Origin of the sequence: Streptomyces sp. NBC_01275 (assembly GCF_026340655.1) — a bacterium.
GTDB lineage: Bacteria > Actinomycetota > Actinomycetes > Streptomycetales > Streptomycetaceae > Streptomyces.
Window position 1 is genome coordinate 4,744,883 of record NZ_JAPEOZ010000001.1, and the last position, 16,067, is coordinate 4,760,949.

Annotated in this window: 9 protein-coding genes and 1 riboswitch; of the genes, 3 read left to right on the forward strand and 6 right to left on the reverse strand. The window is 70.3% G+C overall.

The window, feature by feature from the left end:
• Positions 1-23 precede the first annotated feature (23 nt).
• The 4 genes from cydD to hisC form a co-directional block, all read right to left on the reverse strand.
• Entirely contained in the window at positions 24-3,506 is a 3,483-nt protein-coding gene (gene cydD / locus OG562_RS20910) for a thiol reductant ABC exporter subunit CydD (RefSeq protein WP_266399963.1), read from the reverse strand.
• Between the two features lie 59 nt (positions 3,507-3,565).
• Complete coding sequence (gene cydB / locus OG562_RS20915) at positions 3,566-4,570, reverse strand: cytochrome d ubiquinol oxidase subunit II (RefSeq protein ID WP_266399965.1); 1,005 nt, start codon at positions 4,568-4,570, stop codon at positions 3,566-3,568.
• A gap of 20 nt (positions 4,571-4,590) precedes the next feature.
• A complete protein-coding gene (locus tag OG562_RS20920; protein ID WP_266399966.1) occupies positions 4,591-6,099 on the reverse strand; it encodes a cytochrome ubiquinol oxidase subunit I in 1,509 nt (502 codons plus the stop codon).
• Between the two features lie 273 nt (positions 6,100-6,372).
• Complete coding sequence (hisC, locus tag OG562_RS20925) at positions 6,373-7,452, reverse strand: histidinol-phosphate transaminase (RefSeq protein WP_266399968.1); 1,080 nt, start codon at positions 7,450-7,452, stop codon at positions 6,373-6,375.
• 426 nt (positions 7,453-7,878) lie between these two features.
• On the opposite strand from hisC, the gene OG562_RS20930 reads away from it, so the two are divergent.
• From OG562_RS20930 to OG562_RS20940, 3 genes are all read left to right on the forward strand, one after another.
• Positions 7,879-8,991 carry a LacI family DNA-binding transcriptional regulator gene (locus OG562_RS20930; protein ID WP_266399969.1) on the forward strand — a complete coding sequence of 371 codons (1,113 nt, stop codon included), beginning with the start codon at positions 7,879-7,881 and terminating at the stop codon, positions 8,989-8,991.
• A 741-nt stretch (positions 8,992-9,732) separates the two neighbouring features.
• Positions 9,733-10,821: a metallophosphoesterase gene (locus OG562_RS20935; RefSeq protein ID WP_266399971.1), complete on the forward strand. Its 1,089-nt coding sequence runs from the start codon at positions 9,733-9,735 to the stop codon at positions 10,819-10,821.
• Positions 10,822-11,024: 203 nt separating this feature from the next.
• Positions 11,025-11,909: a hypothetical protein gene (locus OG562_RS20940; protein ID WP_266399972.1), complete on the forward strand. Its 885-nt coding sequence runs from the start codon at positions 11,025-11,027 to the stop codon at positions 11,907-11,909.
• A 111-nt stretch (positions 11,910-12,020) separates the two neighbouring features.
• Here the strand turns inward: OG562_RS20940 and OG562_RS20945 are convergent, their stop codons facing one another.
• Positions 12,021-13,391, reverse strand: a complete 1,371-nt coding sequence (locus OG562_RS20945) for a VWA domain-containing protein (protein ID WP_266399973.1) — start codon at positions 13,389-13,391, stop codon at positions 12,021-12,023.
• A 68-nt stretch (positions 13,392-13,459) separates the two neighbouring features.
• Entirely contained in the window at positions 13,460-15,286 is a 1,827-nt protein-coding gene (gene thiC, locus OG562_RS20950) for a phosphomethylpyrimidine synthase ThiC (RefSeq protein ID WP_323187538.1), read from the reverse strand.
• Positions 15,279-15,468: riboswitch (TPP riboswitch) on the reverse strand. Its footprint overlaps the gene before it by 8 nt.
• Between the last annotated feature and the right edge of the window lie 599 nt (positions 15,469-16,067).

The window sequence follows — 16,067 nt, forward strand, 5'->3', positions numbered from 1 at the left end:
TCCCCTGCGCCCCCTCCATCCCTTCACGCCCCGACCAGCGCCTCCGCCGCTTCCTCCCGTTCGACCATCGCGCGCAGCGGTCCCTGAACGGCGGCCAGTTCCGCGTACGAGCCGCGCTGCACGACACGGCCCGCGTCCAGCACGACCACCTCGTCCACCGCCTCGAGACCGGCGAGCCGGTGGGTGATCAGCAGCGTCGTCCGGCCTTCCGTGGCGGCCAGCAGGTCCGCGGTGAGCGCGTCGGCGGTAGGCAGGTCAAGGTGCTCGGCGGGCTCGTCGAGGACCAGCACGGGGAAGTCGGCGAGCAGCGCGCGGGCCAGCGCGAGCCGCTGCCGCTGTCCGCCGGACAGCCGGGCCCCGTGCTCGCCGACGAGCGTGTCGAGCCCGTCGGGCAGGGAGTCGGCCCACTCCAGCAGCCGGGCCCGCGTCAGCGCGTCCCTCAGTTCGTCCTCGCTCGCGCCCTTCCTCGCCAGCAGCAGGTTCTCGCGCACCGAGCTGTCGAAGAGATGCGCGTCCTGCGCGCACAGCCCGACGAGCCGCCGTACGTCGTCGCCGGCCAGGGCGTACGTGTCCACCCCGCCCAGCGTGTACGAGCCCGCGCCCGCGTCCAGGAACCGCAGCAGCACCTGCGCGAGCGTCGTCTTGCCGGAACCGGAAGCGCCCACGACCGCGATCCGGCGGCCCTGTGCCAGGGTGAGGTCGACCCCGGCGAGCGCGTCCCGGTCCTGCCCCTCGTGCCGGGCGGACAGCCCCTTGACGACGAGCGGGAACGGCGACGCGGGCGCCTGCCGAGGATGCTCCGGTTCACGGACCGGCTCGGGGGAGTCCAGCACCTCGTACACGCGCTCGGCGCTCCGGCGCACCCGCTGGCGGTACTGCGCGGCCAGCGGCAGCCCCAGGACGGCCTCGAAGGCGGCCAGCGGAGTGAGCACCACCACGGCCGTCGTCACGCCGCTCAACCGCCCGTCGGCGACCGCCTGGGCGGCCACGAGGGCGGCGGCCGCGACGGTGAGCCCGGAGATCAGCGCCGTGAGCCCGTCGCCGAGGGCGGTCGCGGTGGCGGTGCGCGAGGCGATCCGGGTGAGCACGGAGTCGGCCGCGCGCACCTCGGCGGTACGCGCGGGCAGCGCACCCGCGACGGTCAGCTCGGCGGTGCCGGTGAGCAGGTCGGCCGTGCGGGTGGCGAGCACGCCTCGGGCGGGGGCGAGCCGGCGCTCGGCCCGGCGCGCCACGGCGGAGGTGACCAACGGGACGCCCGCCCCGGCCGCCAGCAGTCCGGCCGCGAGCACCGCCCCGGCCTCGGGCAGCAGCCACGCCGTGAAGGCGACGGACCCGGCCGAGACGACGACGGCGGCGGAGACAGGCAGCAACCAGCGCAGCCAGTAGTCCTGCAGCGCGTCCACGTCGGCGACCAACCGCGTCAGCAGGTCGCCCCGGCGGGTCGTGCGCAGTCCGGCGGGCGCCAGCCGCTCCAGCCGCCGGAACACGGCGACCCGGGTGTCGGCCAGCATCCGCAGCACGGCATCGTGCGACACGAGCCGCTCGGCGTACCGGAACACGGCCCGCCCGATACCGAAGGCCCGGGTCGCCGTCACCGCCACCATCAGATACAGCACCGGCGGCTGCTGCGAGGCCCGCGAGATGAGCCACCCGGAGGTGGCCATGAGCCCGACGGCGCTGCCCAGGGCCAGGCTGCCCAGCAGCAGCGCAAGGGCCAGCCGGCCCCGCCGGGCGCCGGCCATGGCACGGACCCGGGCGAGAACGCTGCCACCGGTCGCGGCGATCCGCGCCCCGGGCTCGCTCTCGACGTAGTCGGCCGCCTCCTCCTGCGAAGCGGGACCGTCCTTGGGCGCGACCGCCACCGGGTGGTGCGTCTCGGCCTCCGCCAGCCGCACCACGCGGTCCGCCACGCCCAGCAGCGCCGGCCGGTGCACCACCAGCAGGACCGTCCGCCCCGCCGCCAGCCGCCGTACGGCCGCCACGACCTCCGCCTCGGTCTCCCCGTCGAGCGCGGCCGTCGGCTCGTCCAGCAGCAGCACCGGCCGGTCCGCGAGGAACGCCCGGGCCAGCGCGAGCCTTTGCCGCTGCCCCGCGGACAGCCCGGTACCGTCCTCCCCCAGCACGGTGTCGGCCCCCACGGGCAGGGCGTCCACGAACTTCAGCGCACCCGCGTCCGCCAGCGCACGGCGCACGGCCACGTCGTCGGCATCGGGACGCGCCAGCCGTACGTTCTCGGCGATCGTCCCGGCGTAGAGATGCGGCCGCTGTGGAACCCATGCGATCCGGGCCCGCCACTGCGCCAGATCGATGTCGGCGAGGTCGGCTCCCCCGACCCTGACCCGGCCCTCGGTCGGCCGCACGAACCCCAGCAGGGCGTACAGCAGGGTCGACTTGCCCACGCCGCTGGGTCCGACGAGCGCGACGGTCTCCCCCGGCTCGACGGCGAAGGACACCTGCGAGACGGCGTCGGCCGAGCGGCCGGGGTAGCGGACGGTCACGTTCTCGAAGGCCAGACCGCCCTCCGGGACCACGGCCGTGCCCGATGCCGACACCGGGGTCTCCAGCACGGCGAAGATCTCCTCGGCCGCGGCGAGTCCCTCGGCGGCCGCGTGGTACTGCGCTCCGACCTGGCGCAGCGGCAGGTACGCCTCGGGCGCGAGCACGAGGATGACCAGACCGATGTACAGGTCCATCTCGCCGTGCACGAGCCGCATGCCGATCGTCACGGCGACCAGGGCCACCGAGAGCGTCGACAGCAGCTCCAATGCGAACGACGAGATAAAGGCGATCCGCAGCGTCCGCATGGTCGCCTGCCGGTACTCGCCCGTGATGCGCCGGATCGACTCGGCCTGCGCCTTGGCCCGCCCGAACACCTTCAGCGTGGGCAGCCCGGCGACCACGTCCAGGAAGTGCCCGGACAGCCGGGACAGGAGCTGCCACTGACGGTCCATCCGCGACTGGGTGGCCCAGCCGATCAGCACCATGAAGACCGGGATCAGCGGCAGGGTGCCGACGATGATCGCGGCGGACACCCAATCCTCGGTCACGATCCGCGCCAGTACCGCCACCGGCACCACCACCGCCAGCCCCAACTGCGGCAGATAGCGCGAGAAGTAGTCGTCGAGGGCGTCCACGCCCCGGGTGGCGAGGGCGACCAGCGAACCGGTCCGCTGCCCGCTCAGCCATCCCGGCCCCAACGCCGTGGCCCGCTCCAGCAGCCGCCCCCGCAGCTCCGACTTCACCGCTGCGCTCGCGCGGTGCGCGGCGAGCTCGGTGAGCCAGGAGACGAGGCCACGGCCGATCGCCACAGCGACCAACAGCAGCAGGGGAGTGCGCAGTTCGGCGACCGACATCCGGTGCTGGAAGGCGCCGACCACCGCCTCGGCGATGAGCATCGCCTGCGCGATGACCAGCGCCGCCCCGACGGCTCCCAGACCGACGACCGCCACGAGGAAGAGGCGGGTGGCGCGGGCGTATCGGAGCAGACGCGGGTCGATCGGTTTCACGTGAAACACACCCTCTTCTCAAGGGGCATGTTTCACGTGAAACATGCCCCACCTCGGACTCAGTGCGCAGTCTCGGCGAGGTGCTGCGTACCGATCCGCTTGCGGAACACCCAGTACGTCCACCCCTGGTAAAGCATCACGAGCGGCGCGGCGATGCCCGCGCACCAGGTCATGATCTTCAGGGTGTACGGGCTCGACGAGGCGTTGGTCACCGTGAGGCTCCAGTCCTCGTTGAGCGAGGACGGCATGACGTTCGGGAAGAGCGTCAGGAAGAGCATCGTCACGGCGGCGACGACGGTGACCCCGGAGAAGGCGAACGACCAGCCCTCACGCCCCAGTTGGTTCGCCACGAGGGCTGCGACCAGGGCGACGACCGCCACGGCCAGCGCGACCAGGCTCTTGGCGTCACCGCTGTCGACCTGCGTCCAGGACAGGAAGACCAGCGCCAGGACGGCGGTCGCGAGACCCACCTTGAGGGCCAGCTTCCGGGCCCGTTCCCGGATGTCGCCGACGGTCTTGAGGGCCGTGAACACCGCACCGTGGAAGGTGAACAGGGTCAGGGTCACCAGGCCGCCGAGCAGCGCGTACGGGTTGAGCAGGTCCCAGAGGTCGCCGACGTACTCGAAGTTCCGGTCGATCTTCACTCCGTGCACGATGTTGCCGAACGCGACACCCCAGAGGAACGCGGGGAGGAGCGAGGTCCAGAAGATCGCGTGCTCCCAGTTGCGCTGCCAGTTCTCCTCGGGCCGCTTCACGCGGTACTCGAAGGCGACGCCCCGCACGATCAGGCAGACCAGGATGAGAAGCAGGGGCAGGTAGAAGCCGGAGAAGAGCGTGGCGTACCACTCGGGGAAGGCGGCGAAGGTCGCGCCGCCGGCCGAGAGCAGCCACACCTCGTTGCCGTCCCAGACGGGCCCGATGGTGTTGATGAGCACCCGTCGCTCGGGCCGGTCGCGGGCGAGCAGCTTGGTGAGGACGCCGACCCCGAAATCGAAGCCTTCCAGGAAGAAGTAGCCGATCCAGAGGAAGGCGATCAGGACGAACCAGACGTCGTGCAGTTCCATGACTGTGCAGCTCCCTCGGCCTAGTACGAGAAGGCCATCGGCTTGTCGGCGTCCCGGGGGTCGCCGCCGATCTTCGTGGGCGGGTTGAGGTCGGCCTCGGTGAGCTCGGGCGGGCCGGCCTTCACGTACTTCGCCAGCAGCTTGACCTCGACGACGGCGAGGATCGCGTACAGGGCCGTGAAGACGATCATCGAGGTGAGGACCTCGCCCTGGGAGACGCCGGGGGAGACCGCGTCGCGGGTCTGCAGGACGCCGTAGACGACCCAGGGCTGGCGGCCCATCTCGGTGAAGATCCAGCCCCAGGAGTTGGCGATCAGCGGGAAGCCCAGGGTCCAGATCGCCGCCAGCCAGTACAGCTTGGAGAGCTTGGGGCTGAGCGCCTTGTTCCTGAACAGGACCAGGTGGGGCACCTCGTCGTCGCCGACGCGCAGGTGCTGAGGCAGCAGGAACTTCTTGCGGGTGAGCCAGAGTCCGGCCAGCCCGACGGCGAACGACGACATGCCGAAGCCGATCATCCAGCGGAAGCCCCAGTAGGCGACGGGGATGTTGGGCCGGTAGTCGCCGGGACCGTACTTCTCCTGCTCGGCCTTGTTGACGTCGTTGATGCCGGGGACGTACGAGCTGAAGTCGTCGTTGGCGAGGAAGGACAGCAGTCCCGGGATCTCTATGGCCACCTTGTTGTGGCCCTTCTCCACGTCGCCGTAGGCGAAGACCGAGAAGGGTGCGGGCGCCTCGCCGTCCCACAGTGCCTCGGCGGCGGCCATCTTCATCGGCTGCTGCTTGAACATGACCTTGCCGAGGGTGTCGCCGCTGATCGCGGTGAGCATGCCGGCGATGACCACGGTGATCAGGCCCAGCCGCAGCGAGGTCTTCATCACGGGGACGTGCTTCTTGCGGAACAGGTGGAAGGCCGCGATCCCGACCATGAACGCCCCGCCGGTCAGGAAGGCCGCCGAGAGGGTGTGGAAGACCTGGGTGAGCGCGGTGTTCTGGGTCAGCACGGCCCAGAAGTCGGTGAGCTCGGCCCGGCCCTTCGCCTTGTTGATCCGGTAGCCGACGGGGTGCTGCATCCACGAGTTGGCCGCGAGGATGAAGTAGGCCGACAGGATCGTGCCGATGGAGACCATCCAGATGCAGGCCAGATGGATCTTCTTCGGCAGTTTGTCCCAGCCGAAGATCCACAGCCCGATGAAGGTGGACTCGAAGAAGAAGGCGATGAGCGCCTCGAAGGCGAGCGGGGCGCCGAAGACGTCGCCGACGAATCGCGAGTAGTCCGACCAGTTCATGCCGAACTGGAACTCCTGCACGATGCCGGTGACGACGCCCATCGCGATGTTGATCAGGAAGAGCTTGCCCCAGAACTTCGTCGCCCTGAGGTACTTCTCCTTCTCCGTGCGCACCCAGGCGGTCTGCAGCCCGGCGGTGAGAGCCGCGAGCGAGATCGTCAGGGGGACGAAAAGGAAGTGGTAGACGGTGGTGATGCCGAACTGCCAGCGCGCCAGTGTCTCCGGCGCCAAAGCCAGGTCCACGTCGTCACTCTCCTTACGTCGCCGTGTACTGCGGCAGTTTGCCCCTTGTGTCACACGCAACAGCGGAGCAAAGGGACACGCTTGTGAACGCGTTCACATTCACAAGCAATTATGACGCATACCCGTTCGACGGCGGAGAGGCGGGGGTGCCTAATGCGGACAGGAGGCACTCCCGGGGGCCCGATGGGCCCGCGGCATGCGTAGGGCGCCTTGGTTCCACGTGAAACCAAGGCGCCCCGCAGTGCCCGGCCGCTGCTCACCGCTCCTTGCGGATCACAGCTCCTTGCGGAACCCCTCCGCCACCTTCAGAAGGATGTCGTTCGCCTCGGCCTCCCCGACCGTCACCCGCACGCCCTCGCCCGGGAACGGCCGGACCACGACACCGGCCTGCTCACACGCCGCCGCGAAGGCGACCGTCCGCTCGCCCAGCCGCATCCACACGAAGTTGGCCTGCGTCTCGGGCACCGTCCAGCCCTGGCCGCGCAGCCCGTCGACCACCCGTGTGCGCTCGCCCACCAGGGAGCCGACCCGGCCGAACAGCTCGTCCTCGGCCCGCAGCGAGGCGATCGCCGCATCCTGCGCGAGCTGGCTCACCCCGAACGGCACCGCCGTCTTGCGCAGCGCCGCGGCCACCGGCTCATGGGCGATCGCGAAGCCGACGCGCAGACCCGCGAGGCCGTAGGCCTTGGAGAAGGTCCGCAGGACGCAGACGTTGGGCCGGTCCCGGTACAGCTCGACGCCGTCCGGCACCTCCGGGTCGCGGATGAACTCCCGGTACGCCTCGTCGAGCACGACCAGCACATCGCCCGGCACCCGGTCGAGGAAGCGTTCCAGCTCGGCCCGCTTCACGACGGTGCCCGTCGGGTTGTTGGGGTTGCAGACGAAGATCAGCCGGGTCCGGTCGGTGATCGCGTCGGCCATCGCGTCCAGGTCGTGCACGTCCCCCGGCGTCAACGGCACCTGCACCGACGTAGCCCCGCCGATCTGGGTGATGATCGGGTACGCCTCGAAGGACCGCCAGGCGTAGATCACCTCGTCGCCGGGCCCCGCGGTCGCCTGGATCAGCTGCTGGGCGACGCCGACCGAGCCGGTGCCGGTGGCCAGATGGGAGACGGGCACCCCGAAGCAGCCGGACAGCTCGTTCACCAGGGCGGTGCACGCCATGTCCGGGTAGCGGTTGAAGGAGGAGGCGGAGGCCGTCACGGCCTCCAGCACGCCGGGCAGCGGCGGGTAGGGGTTCTCGTTGGAGGACAGCTTGTAGGCCACGGGACCGCCGGCCGCGGCAGGCCTGCCCGGCTTGTAGGCGGGAATCCCCTCCAGCTCGGCGCGCAGCTTGGGGCTCGTCTCGCTCACCACAGTCCTCCTCGTGACCACCACCGGCTCAATGCTTCTCACCTTATGAGGATTCGGCACGGGTGCGTACAGCACGGGTGTACCGGAACCCATCCAGCCGGACCTCTGCCGAGCCGGACCTCTACGACGTCTGAGGACGAAGGCGTACGAACGCGTACGCGTCAGGGGGCGCGTCATACATATATCTACGCGCCGGTGGCTCGCGCCGTGGCGCGCATCCCTCGTGCAGGTGAGTTGAGACCTCTTCGAAACATCGGTGCCTTGGCAGGCTCATCCGTGCCGACACGTCACGTCCTGCCACTGGAACGTTCAACTGCCTTTGTTTCTCATGCACTTGACCCGCTATGACCTTGCAGAAACGTGCCTGCCGACGCGTGCATATGCGTCCGCCCTACCCCACCGGATGAGCCCTACTATCGGCTCGCCATGACAGCAGCAGGGAAGCACCAGGTGAGCCGCGCGGAAACCTCACGCCGAGGCAGCCGGCCGGGACGAGCGGGCATCAGGGACGTGGCCGCCGCCGCCGGAGTGTCCATCACAACCGTCTCCGATGCCCTCAACGGCAAGGGCCGGCTCCCCGACGCCACCCGACGCCATGTCCGAGAGGTCGCCGACCGACTGGGCTACCGCCCTTCGGCCGCGGCCCGAACCCTCCGTACCGGCAAGTCGGGCCTCATCGGCCTGACCGTGACGACGTACGGGGATGAACCTTTCACCTTCACCGAGTTCGCGTACTTCGCCGAGATGGCGCGCGCCGCCACCTCGGCGGCGCTCGCCCGCGGCTACGCGCTCGTGATCCTCCCCGCGACCTCGCGCCACGACGTGTGGTCGAACGTCGCCCTGGACGGCACGGTCGTCATCGACCCGTCCGACCAGGATCCGGTGGTCAGCGAGCTCGTCCGGCAGGGTTTACCGGTCGTCTCCGACGGCCGCCCGGCCGGCGCGCTGCCGGTCACGGCGTGGGTGGACAACGACCACGAGGCCGCCGTCCTCGACATCCTCGACCACCTGGCCGACGCCGGCGCCCGCCGCATCGGCCTGCTGACGGGGACGACGACGGACACGTACACCCATCTGTCGACCACCGCGTACCTGCGCTGGTGCGAGCGCGTCGGCCAGGACCCCGTCTACGAGGCCTACCCCGCCCACGATCCGTGCGCGGGCGCCGTCGCCGCCGACCGGCTGCTGGCCCGCCCGGACCGGCCCGACGCCGTATACGGCCTGTTCGACCCCAACGGCACCGATCTGCTCGCCGCCGCCCGCCGGTACGGCCTGCGCGTCCCGGAGGACCTGCTGCTGGTGTGCTGCAGCGAGTCCACCGTGTACGCCAACACCGAGCCGCCCATCACCACCCTCTCGCTGAAGCCGCGGCGCATCGGCACCGCGGTGGTCCAGCTCCTCATCGACGCGATCGAGGGCGTGGAGACGGACCGGCCCGTCGAGCAGGTGATACCGACCGAACTGTTCGTGCGTACCTCGTCTCAGCGACGTCCGCCACGCACGACGGTGAGCCCTCCGCGAGCACCGGAGGAGAAGTAGGGCAGGCCGCCGCCCTCCCCGAACCGCAACCTGGCGCGGGACGGAGAGGGCGGCGGCCTGTCCTGTGCGCCCGACGTCCGGGCGCGGGCGCCCTGGGCGGGCGCGGGGCGAAGACGCCGACCGGCGGGGGCGCCCTGGGCGGCGGAGTCCGTGCGCGGCGCCCGGCCGTGCGACGAGGGTGCACCGGACCGGGGGAGGCGGCGACACCTGCCGGCGGCCAGAAGGCCGGCTCGCGCCCCTGCAGGGAGGCCCCAGGGCCGGTTTGCAGGCACCCAGGAGAGCGGAAGCGGCAACGGCTGGGGAGGGCCGTACAGGAACCCGGTCCACGGCGGCAGGGCGGACAGCAGGCCGTGACGGCGGAACGGGATCACCGACGCGGTCGGCAGACAGCCGCCGACGGCCGATCCCTTCAGTCCCGCCGCCCTCACCCGATACCCGCCACCCTCACCCGATATCCCCGGAAGCACGGAAGGCGCCGGAGGAAGACCCCGGCCGCCTCCCCCACACCGCAGACGTCACGTGTCTCACCCGTCCGCCGACGGAGTCACCCGCGTGGGGACTGCCGAAGCCCGGCCCAATCGGGGCGAAAGCCACGACGAACTGGAGGCTTGCTCCGATTCACCACCCCTGGGTCGTCACACGGCACGATCCGCATTCCTATGATGGGCCCACGGCACCGCGGGCCGCTGCGACCAGGCAGTCCGAAAGGGTGCAGCTGCGGCGCGATGGTGGAGGGGTCTGATGACTCAGGGGGCCGGTCAGGGACCCGAGGTGGAGCGGACGGCGACGTTGCGCGACTTCCGGGTGCCCGCATACGTCCACGAGACCGGTCCGTACGACCAGAGCACCCATCCCGGGAACGCCGCGCCGCCGCTCGAGGAGCCGCTGGAGCACCCGGACGGCTACACGCCCACCCAGCGCGACCTGCCCGTGATCAACCGGGGCGACACCCTCCAGATGACCGTCGAGCCGGCCCCGGCCCCGCTGCCGGTCCCGCTGCCCGCGACCGGCCCCGGACCGCTGTTCGTCGTCGGCGACGTACACGGCTACCTCGACGAACTGATGGCCGCGCTGCAGGAGAAGGGCCTGATCGACGCGGCGGGCCAATGGTGCGCGGGCACGGCCCGGCTGTGGTTCCTCGGCGACTTCACCGACCGCGGCCCGGACGGCATCGGCGTCATCGACCTCGTCATGCGGCTGTCCGCCGAGGCCGCCGCGGCCGGCGGGTACTGCAAGGCGCTCATGGGCAACCACGAGCTGCTGCTGCTCGGCGCCAAGCGGTTCGGCGACACCCCCGTCAACTCCGGCGCGGGCACGGCCACCTTCCAGGCGGCCTGGCTGCTCAACGGCGGCCAGAAGTACGACATGGACCGCCTCCAGGACCACCACCTGCAGTGGATGGCCCGCCTCGACGCCGTCGAGGAGGTCGACGGTCATCTGCTCGTCCACTCCGACACCACCGCCTACCTCGACTACGGCGACTCGATCGAAGCGGTCAACGACACCGTCCGTGAGACGATCACCCGCAACGACGCGGACGAAGTCTGGGACCTGTTCCGCAAGTTCACCAAGCGCTTCTCCTTCCGTGACGAGGGCGGCGCCGACGCCGTACGCTCCCTGCTCGATACGTACGGCGGCACCCGAATCGTTCACGGCCACAGCCCGATTCCCTATCTGCTGGGCGACGTCGGCTCCGAGGACGGCGAGGACAACGGCGGGCCCCTGGTCGAAGGACCGCACGTCTACGCCGACGGACTGGCCATCGCGATGGACGGCGGCGTGACGATGGCCGGAAAGCTGCTGGTCCAGCAACTTCCCTTGGACATCTGACGGTTATCGGAGCGGTTACGGGGCAGGCGTACCCCACGTCGGAACGTCCGACGACGCCGCAGGCCAGGGGCTAATTTCAGCAAACCCCCTGTCACCCCATGCCTTCGCCGCTCTACCATCGGCTTATCCGTAGCAGGCTCCCCTCCGTTTCTGCCCGACGGCTCGTTGGCATGCGAGCCCCAAGCCCTACGGAGCATCGGGGGATGCACATGAACAGCGTTCCGCAGCACCTGCTCACCGAGGACCGCCAGGAATACGAGCGGATCCTCGACGAGGCGCTGCGCTCCGCACCAACCCACCCGGAGCTGGCCGCTGTCGGACAGCGGCTCAACCCCGAACAGCTGCGCACCATGGCGCTCAACGCCACCGCACTGATCACGGCGGCCGCGGCGACCGAGTACCAGCACTACGTCAAGGTCCGCGAGGAACTGCGCCACCCGGCGCCGTCCACCCCGTCGTCGCCCGCCCGCGAGTCCGGCTCCGGTGAGCCGGGCGGGGGCGCGATGGGGCTCGCCACCACCGTGGGGGAGGCGGCCCAGGCCGCCGAGACCGCCGGGGCGGGCGCCGTCGCCGTCGCCGCCGTCCTCACCCCTGTTCTCGCCGGAACCGCTGCGGTGATCTTCCTGCTCGTCGGTTACATCCTCAAGATGCTCGAACCCGAACCGACGGTCGCCCAGGCCATGCTCAACGTCGGCTGGGCGTTCGGGGCCGTGACCGCGGCCGCGATCCTCGTCGCCACCTTCGGCCTGCTCGTCACCGCCCTGCACAACCGGCCCTCCGTGGAGGCCGGAGAGCACGGCGAGCTGAGCGAGGAGGTCGACCGGGCCAGAGAAGCCTGGCGGGAAGCCCTGCTGAAGCGCGGCATCCTGCCGTTTCTGCGAGAGGCCCTCGCCAGCCCCGGCCCGGCGGCCGCGCTCCACCCCGAGCCGACCCCGCCGAGCCCGACCGGCCGCCTCCCGAAGATCGGCTACGGCCGTCCGGGCTTCAGCAGCCCCGACGACGGCCGCTCCACCGGCCCGCGCCCGAGCTTCAGCAGTCCGGACTACACCAGCCCGGACTTCGGCGGCCCGGAGCACCAGCCGGAATAGGGCCCTCGGCTTGCGCCCCCGCACAAAAGGAGCGCAAGCCGTACGCCCGGGCCCCGGCGGTCAGTCGTACGCCCTGGCCCGGCGCTCAGCCATGCGCCCGCAGCGGGGCCCTCAGAGGATGCCCGCCCGGCCGGCCGCGGTGATCCAGGACGGGAACTCGGACAGCAGCCGGTCATAGAGCTCCTGATCCGGAACGGTGCTGATGTCGTCCACGGCGAAGAAGCCCACGTTGTCGACCCGACGGCCGGGCAGCGTGTCGAACCGCTCCAGAACGCCGTAGCGGGACCGGCCGAGCCCGACGAACTGCCAGAAGATCGGCTCCTCGACCGCCTCCCGCAACTCCCGCTCGATCGCCGCGTCGCGATAGACCCCACCGTCGGAGAAAAACAGCACCAGCGTGGGAACACCCACCGGATTCTCTCGTACGTACGTCCTGACCTGGGCGATCGCCTTCTGCTCCTCGTTCTGGATGCCGACCGTACGCATGTCGACCTGCCCCGGCTCCATCCCCTTGCGCGGCTTCTTGCTGCGCCGGAACAGACTGATCTCGCCCACCCGCACATGCAGCCGCAGCCACTCGGGGAGTTCGCCCAGGCGGAGGTCGGGCAGTCGCGCGGCCTCGCTGGCGAACGTCCAGGCCTGCATCTCGCCGTCGTCGTCGAGCTGGGCCGCGACCGCCGCCATACGCTCCACGACGTCCGCCACCACACCCCCCGAGTACAGGAACGCCATGGAACCGGAAGCGTCCAGGACGAGCACGATCCGCGCACTGATCCCCACCGCTCCGCGCTTGCTCAGACTGACGGCGACCTGCTCCTTCCGCAGGGACAGCCGCTTGCGCATGTCCACCGGAAGCCGGTCCTCGCCCTTGGACGGACGAGAGCCGACGGACGGTGGCGCAACCGGTGTTTCGGCGACTGCGGTCGGTGGAGAGGTGCCCTCCGCCGCCTCCTCGTCGACGGTGATCCCGAAGTCGGTGGCCAGTCCCGCCAGCCCGGAGGCGTACCCCTGCCCGACCGCACGGAACTTCCAGCGTCCCTCGCGCAGATACAGCTCGCCGCCGATGAACGCCGTCTCCGAGTCGGCCTGCATCTCGAAGCGGGCCAGCTCGAGTGTTCCGCCCGAGCCGAGCAGTCTCAGCGTCAGACCGCTCACCTGGCCGAAGGCGCCGCCGTCCGCCGAGGCGCACAGCACCACCCGGACGATGTCGCTCTCCAGCGAGCGGAGGTCGACCTCGACCGTGTCCGTCATGACACCGGCGGACCTCCGCTTGCCGAGGTGGGTCACGGTGCCGGACGCATGACGGGGCTGGTTGTAGAACACGAAGTCGCCGTCGTCACGAACCCGCCCCGCCGCCGTCAGCAACAGCGCCGAGGCATCGACGTCCGGCTCGCCGGTCCCCTCGGACCAACTGAGTTCGACGCGGACGTCCGGCACGTCGACCGGCAGATTGGCGCCCTTGCTCATGGATCGCGGTGTCATGGGGCCAGTCTGCCGAGCCGACGGCCGTGAGCAACCGTCCTCGCGACCAGCGGGTGAGAGCAATGACGTCAGTCGGCGATCGGCAGATACACCCTGTTCCCCGAGGCCGCGAACTCCTTCGACTTCTGCAGCATCCCCTCAGCGGCCTCCTCAGCCGTCGCCCCCGCAGCCGCCGTCCCGCCGAACTGCGCTGTGATGCTTTGACTAATCTTCATCGAACAGAATTTCGGCCCGCACATCGAGCAGAAGTGCGCCGTCTTGGCCGGCTCGGCCGGGAGCGTCTCGTCGTGGAACTCCCGTGCCGTGTCCGGGTCGAGGGCCAGGTTGAACTGGTCCTCCCAGCGGAACTCGAAGCGGGCGTCGGACAGCGCGTCGTCCCATTCCTGTGCACCGGGGTGCCCCTTGGCGAGATCGGCTGCGTGGGCGGCGATCTTGTAGGTGATGACGCCGGTCTTGACGTCGTCACGGTTGGGCAGGCCCAGGTGTTCCTTGGGCGTGACATAGCAGAGCATGGCCGTGCCCCACCAAGCGATCATCGCGGCGCCGATGCCGGAGGTGATGTGGTCATACGCCGGCGCGACGTCCGTCGTCAGCGGGCCGAGCGTATAGAACGGAGCTTCATCACAGATCTCCTGCTGAAGGTCGATGTTCTCCTTGATCTTGTGCATCGGGACATGTCCCGGGCCCTCGATCATCGTCTGTACATGAAAACGCTTCGCGATCCGGTTGAGTTCCCCGAGCGTGCGCAACTCCGCGAACTGCGCCTCGTCGTTGGCGTCCGCGATCGAGCCCGGCCTGAGGCCGTCGCCCAGCGAGTACGTGACGTCGTAGGCGGCGAGGATCTCGCAGAGCTCCTCGAAGTTCTCGTACAGGAACGACTCCCTGTGGTGCGCGAGGCACCAGGCCGCCATGATCGAGCCGCCGCGCGAGACGATGCCGGTCTTGCGGTTCGCCGTCAGCGGGACGTAGGGCAGGCGCACGCCCGCGTGGACCGTCATGTAGTCCACGCCCTGTTCGGCCTGCTCGATGACGGTGTCCTTGTAGATCTCCCAGGTCAGTTCCTCGGCGCGGCCGTCGACCTTCTCCAGCGCCTGGTACAGCGGCACCGTGCCGATGGGGACGGGGGAGTTGCGCAGCACCCACTCGCGGGTCGTGTGGATGTTGCGGCCGGTGGACAGGTCCATGACCGTGTCGGCGCCCCATCGGGTCGCCCAGGTCATCTTCTCGACCTCCTCCTCGATGGAGGAGGTCACCGCCGAATTGCCGATGTTGGCGTTGACCTTCACCAGGAACCGCTTGCCGATGATCATCGGCTCGATCTCCGGGTGGTTGACGTTGGCCGGCAACACCGCACGGCCTGCCGCGATCTCCTCGCGAACCACCTCGGGAGAAACGTTCTCCCTGATGGCCACGAACTCCATCTCGGGCGTGATCTCCCCCCGGCGCGCATAGGCGAGCTGGGTCACCGCCTGGCCGTCCCGGCCGCGGCGCGGCAGCCGCGGCCGGCCCGGGAAGACCGCGTCGAGGTTGCGCAGACCGCCGCGCGGCGAGGTGTGCTTGATGCCGTCGTCCTCGGGGCGGACAGGACGGCCCGCGTACTCCTCGGTGTCGCCTCGGGCGACGATCCAGTTCTCCCGCAGCGGCAGCAGACCCCTGCGGACATCGGTGTCGACGAGCGGATCGGTGTACGGGCCGGAGGTGTCGTACAGCGTGACCGACTGCCCGTTGGTGAGGTGCACCTGACGGACCGGCACCCTTAGATCGGGGCGCGTTCCCTCGACGTACCCCTTGTGCCAGCCAATGGACTTCCCGGCCTCCACAGCATCAGACATCTGCTCGGACATCGGCTCAGATATCTGCGTGGAGGCAGGCGTGCGTGCGTCCTTGTTGGTCATGAGACCTACTCCCTACGCCGGCATTACCCGGTAACAGGTTCGGCGGTCGACGCAGCGGCTACCGCCTGCCGAGGTTTCATGTGAAACATCACTCGAATCAAGTGACGTTCCACGTGAAACATCGCGAAGACGGAGGTCAGCGCCCTCTCAGCCCGGTGCTCCGAGCTCCCGCGTGTGCAAAGGTGGCTCCACGCTAGCGTCAATTCGGGCGCGGTGAACAGAGCGCCCCCGTCGTTCTTGCGATGATCGGTCGGTGACCACGACACACCATCCCCCGTACCCGCCGCCCGAGCCGCCCCGCGGACCGGGCACCGGAAGCGGTCCAGGAACGGGACCCGGAAACGGTCCTGGCCGCGGAGGCGACCGCGACTTCAACAGCGGGCCCGATCGGGATCGGGGACGTGGCCAGGAACACGGTCCGGGGTACGCCCCGGGGCGCGGGCCCGGTCACGAGCCGGGCGGACCCCCTGGACACGAACCAGGCGGCGGGCCGGACCGTGAGCCTGGACGTGAGCCAAGACCCGATCCTGCGTACAGCGGCGGTCCGGCCGGGCCGGGGCGCGGCGGGATGCCCGGCGGACCGGGACACGGTCCGGACCGGGGGGCCAGGCAGGGATACTCCCCGGGGCAGGTACCCGCCGGCCCAGGCACTGGATCTGGCCCTGGCCGCACTCCGGACTTCGGCCCTGGATCTGGATCTGGGCCTGGGTATGGGTCTGGGCCCGGATCTGCCCCGGACACCGGCTTCGGCTCGCACGACGGACATCGCCACAGTGGCTCG

Excerpts from the sequence above, each read along its gene's own strand:
- OG562_RS20935 (WP_266399971.1), top strand. The coding sequence starts at position 9,733 with ATGACTCAGGGGGCCGGTCAGGGACCCGAGGTGGAGCGGACGGCGACG.
- OG562_RS20945 (WP_266399973.1), bottom strand. The coding sequence starts at position 13,391 with ATGACACCGCGATCCATGAGCAAGGGCGCCAATCTGCCGGTCGACGTG.
- OG562_RS20940 (WP_266399972.1), top strand. The coding sequence starts at position 11,025 with ATGCACATGAACAGCGTTCCGCAGCACCTGCTCACCGAGGACCGCCAG.
- OG562_RS20930 (WP_266399969.1), top strand. The coding sequence starts at position 7,879 with ATGACAGCAGCAGGGAAGCACCAGGTGAGCCGCGCGGAAACCTCACGC.
- thiC (WP_323187538.1), bottom strand. The coding sequence starts at position 15,286 with ATGACCAACAAGGACGCACGCACGCCTGCCTCCACGCAGATATCTGAG.
- cydB (WP_266399965.1), bottom strand. The coding sequence starts at position 4,570 with ATGGAACTGCACGACGTCTGGTTCGTCCTGATCGCCTTCCTCTGGATC.